This window comes from Microbacterium sp. HMWF026, from assembly GCF_003061325.1.
GTDB lineage: Bacteria > Actinomycetota > Actinomycetes > Actinomycetales > Microbacteriaceae > Microbacterium > Microbacterium testaceum_E.
In genome coordinates this window covers 1,888-5,814 of sequence record NZ_QAJB01000364.1, presented here as the reverse complement: position 1 = coordinate 5,814, position 3,927 = coordinate 1,888, and the positions used below count along the sequence as shown (strand labels likewise).

Here is a 3,927-nt window from a genome sequence, read left to right as displayed (position 1 = left end):
GCGCCGCCCCGACGTGCTGCTGCGCGTGCGGCGGGCCGAGGGTCACGAGGTCAGCGCGTGGTGGATGGTCGGCGCCTTCGTCGGCGTCTCTGCCGCTGTGGTCAGCCTGCTGAGCTGGGTGCCCGGCGGGGCCTGAATCGCACGCTTGCTCCCCGAAGCCTGAGCCCTACTGGCTGTCGGCGGAGCCGAGGCGTTCCCGGATCGCATCGAGATCCGCGCGGGCGGTGACGGCTGCGGGCGAGTCACCTCGTGTCGATGGGGTGTCGTCGGTCAGGTCGAGGCCGATCATCTCGGGTGCGGTCCAGCGCCGGGGAGTCGCCTCGAGGGCCGCGGGCGCGGAGACCGCGTCGAGCTTGGTCTCGTCGATGCCGGGGAACTTGCGAGCGGTGACCAGCACACGCGACTCGAGGGATCCCGCGAAGCGGTTGTAGCTGTCGACGGTCTTCTCGATAGCGCGGCGCAGATCGTTGGCGTGGCCGGCGAGGACGCCGACCCGGTCGTAGAGCTCGGTGCCGAGCGCGAAGAGGGTGCGCGCCTCGTCGGAGACGTCCTGCTGGGTCCACGTGAAAGCGACCGTCTTGAGGACGGCCCAGAGGTTGACGGGCGATGCCAGGGCGACGCGGCGCGTGAACGCGTAGTCGAGCAGGGCCGGGTCCTCGTCGAGGGCGGCGGCCAGCAGCGACTCGCTCGGCAGGAAGCACACGACGAATTCGGGACTGGTCGTCAGCCCGGCCCAGTACGCCTTCTTGGCGAGCGCGTCGACGTGCGCGCGGACCGCACGCGCGTGCTGCGACAGGAGCGCGGCGCGCCGGGCGCCCTCTTCTCCGTGCGCCGTCACCGCGATCGCGCTGGCCTTGAGGTACGCGTCGAGGGGGACCTTGGCATCCACCGCCAGAGATTTGCCCCCGGGCAGGCGCACCACCATGTCGGGGCGACCGGCGCCGGCGTCGCTCGAGATCGAGGCCTGCAGGTCGAAGTCGACGTAGCGGGTGAGGCCCGCGGCCTCGACGACGCGGCGCAGCTGCGTTTCTCCCCACACCCCGCGCGTCGTCCCCGACCTCATCGCGGAGGCGAGGGACTCGGTGGTCGCGCGGAGCGCCTCGTCGGCTTCGCGCGAGAGGCGCAGCTGCTCGCCGAGGGCGGAGTACTGCTCGACGCGGTCGCGCTCGAGGCCGTCGACCTTGCGCTGCATGGCGTCGAGGGTTTCGCGCACGGGATCGAGGGCGCGCAGGACGGTCTGCTCGCGGCGCTCGCGTTCCTCGCGCGCGGCCTGATCCGCCCGAGACTGGCCGACCAGCTCGCGATAGAGCGTGGTCTGATGCGCGAGCTGGGCCTCGAGACCCGCGCGCGCGGTCTCGGCCGCCGCCGCTCGGGCGCCGAGGGCCTTCTGCTCGACCGCGGCGCGCGCGGCGACCCGAGCGGACGCGACGAACCACCCGCCGGCGATGCCGAGCGCCAGGGCGAGGATCACGAGGACGAGGGTGATGGCATCCATGGGATCAGCTTGCCCGAGACCTCCGACATCGCCGGAAAGACGGGCCGGAACGGCTCAGGCGACGGCGCGCTCGGCCGGCTCGACGGCGATCTGCGAGATACGCACGCCCAGGTGGGCGGCGAGGGCCTGCACGTCGTCAGCTCCGGCGCGGCGGGCGCAGTCGATCGTGATCTCGGCGCAGGCGACGGCGTCGGCGAGGGCGTCGTGGTGGGCGAAGGGGGAGCAGCCGGCTTCGGCGGCCACCAGCGGCAGGCGGTAGGACGCGAGCGCGTACGTCTTGCGCGACATCTGCACGCTGCAGAGGTAGCGGTAGGGCGGGCAGTCGTCTCCCGTGGCGGCGCAGGCACGACGCAGCACCGACATGTCGAAGCCGGCGTTGTGGGCGACGAGGACGTCCGATCCGGCGAACGCCGTGAGGCGGTCGAGCTGCGTACTCCACGAGGGGGCGTCGGCGACGTGATGCGGCTGGATGCCGTGGATTCCGATGTTGATCGGGGCGAAATGATCGTGCCCGGCGGGGGGTTTGATGAGCCACGATGCCGTCGCGACGACGCGACCGTCGCGCACCCGGGCGAGACCCACGGCGCACGCGGACGCACCGCTGGAGTTCGCCGTCTCGAAGTCGATCGCGGTGAAGTCCAGAGCCACGACTTCACCCTCACCGCACGCGCGGCGTGTCGTCGCGAGGCGCGCCGGGGGTGGTGGCATCCGCTCGGTGAGGCGTCTGTCCGCGCCTCGGGTGTTCGTCAGCGAGGGCCGTGTCGGAGGGGCGGCGTAGGGTCGGGGGCATGACCGATCGTGAGAAGTCGACGTCGTTCGGGCAGGCGGCCGCGGCCTATGAGTCCGGACGTCCCGGGTACCCGGCCGAGGCGGTGTCGTGGCTGCTCGAACCCGTGCGCGAGCCGGCGCGCGCGCTGCGCGTGGCCGACGTCGGCGCCGGGACGGGCAAGCTCACCCGCACGGTCGTCGAACTCGGTGCCGACGTGGTGGCCGTGGATCCGGATGCCGACATGCTCGCCGCCCTGCGCGGATCGGTGCGGGGAGTCCCCACGTTCGTCGGGCGGGCCGAGGCGCTGCCGCTGCCCGACGCCGGGCTCGACGCCGTCGTGATGGGGCAGGCATGGCACTGGGTCGATGTGGAGGCGGCATCCATCGAGGTGGCGCGGAGCCTGCGCAGCGGCGGGGTGCTGGGACTGGTGTGGAACATCCGCGACCACGAGGTCGAGTGGGTCAGGCGCCTGACGGAGGCGATGGGCGGTTCGAACGCCGAGATCCTGCTCAGCACCACGGGGCCCCGCGTCACGGCTCCGTTCACCGACCTCGAACACCGCGCGTGGAGGTGGGAGCGGCCGATCACCCTGCCCCAGCTGCGCGACCTGGTCTTCTCGCGCAGCGACGTCATCACGGCGGGCCCCGAGGAACGGGCCCGCATCGATGCCGCGGTCGACGGGGTCGTGGCATCCGTCCCCGGACTCGCCGACGGAGAAGCCGTCGCGCTGCCGTACGTCACCCACGCGTTCCGCGCGCGGCGGCCCTGACGCGGTGCGCGCCCTCGCGGCCGGGTAACCTGGACTCCCGTGGCTCTTACCATCGGAATCGTCGGCCTTCCCAACGTGGGAAAGTCCACCCTCTTCAACGCCCTGACCAAGAACTCGGTGCTCGCCGCGAACTACCCGTTCGCCACGATCGAGCCCAACGTCGGGGTCGTGAACCTTCCCGATGCCCGGCTGCAGCAGCTCGCCGACGTCTTCCAGAGCGAGCGCCTGGTGCCCGCGGCAGTGTCGTTCGTCGACATCGCCGGCATCGTGCGCGGCGCGAGCGAGGGAGAGGGCCTGGGCAACCAGTTCCTCGCGAACATCCGAGAGGCGGATGCCATCGCCCAGGTCGTCCGCGGTTTCGCCGACGACGACGTGGTCCACGTCGACGGCCAGGTGAACCCGGCCAGCGACATGGAGACCATCAACGCCGAGCTGCAGCTCGCCGACCTGCAGACGCTCGAGAAGGCGATCACCCGGTACGAGAAAGAGGTCAAGGGCAAGAAGCTCGACCCCTCGGTGCTCGATGCCGCGAAGGCCGCGCAGGACGCCCTGCAGCGCGGCGTGCTGCTGTCGGGCTCCGGTCTGGACCTCACGCCGATCCGCGAACTCGGCCTGCTGACCGCCAAGCCCTTCATCTTCGTCTTCAACGTCGACGAGGCCGTCCTCACCGACCAGGCCAAGAAGGACGAGCTCGCGGCCCTGGTGGCTCCCGCGAAGGCCGTCTTCTTGGATGCCAAGATCGAATCCGAGCTGATCGACCTCGACCCCGAGGATGCCGCCGAGCTGCTGGCATCCACCGGTCAGGACGAGTCGGGCCTCGACCAGCTCGCCCGCATCGGCTTCGACACGCTGGGCCTGCAGACCTACCTCACGGCGGGGCCGAAAGAGGCGCGC

Annotated in this window: 4 protein-coding genes; 2 read left to right on the top strand and 2 right to left on the bottom strand. The window is 71.6% G+C overall.

Translation table 11 applies throughout. The features are described 5' to 3' along the window. Nucleotides 1–166: 166 nt before the first annotated feature. Entirely contained in the window at nucleotides 167–1,495 is a 1,329-nt protein-coding gene (locus tag DBR36_RS13535) for a DNA recombination protein RmuC (RefSeq protein WP_108320209.1), read from the bottom strand. A gap of 54 nt (nucleotides 1,496–1,549) precedes the next feature. Continuing rightward, entirely contained in the window at nucleotides 1,550–2,143 is a 594-nt protein-coding gene (locus DBR36_RS13530; protein ID WP_108320207.1) for a 3'-5' exonuclease, read from the bottom strand. A 140-nt stretch (nucleotides 2,144–2,283) separates the two neighbouring features. Here DBR36_RS13530 and DBR36_RS13525 point away from each other — a divergent pair, with 140 nt between their 5' ends. Together DBR36_RS13525 and ychF are read left to right on the top strand one after the other, a co-directional pair. Further along, nucleotides 2,284–3,033, top strand: a complete 750-nt coding sequence (locus tag DBR36_RS13525) for a class I SAM-dependent methyltransferase (RefSeq protein WP_108320205.1) — start codon at nucleotides 2,284–2,286, stop codon at nucleotides 3,031–3,033. Between the two features lie 39 nt (nucleotides 3,034–3,072). Beyond that, nucleotides 3,073–3,927 (top strand): redox-regulated ATPase YchF (ychF, locus tag DBR36_RS13520; RefSeq protein ID WP_258222849.1); only part of this gene is annotated, 855 nt, incomplete at its 3' end.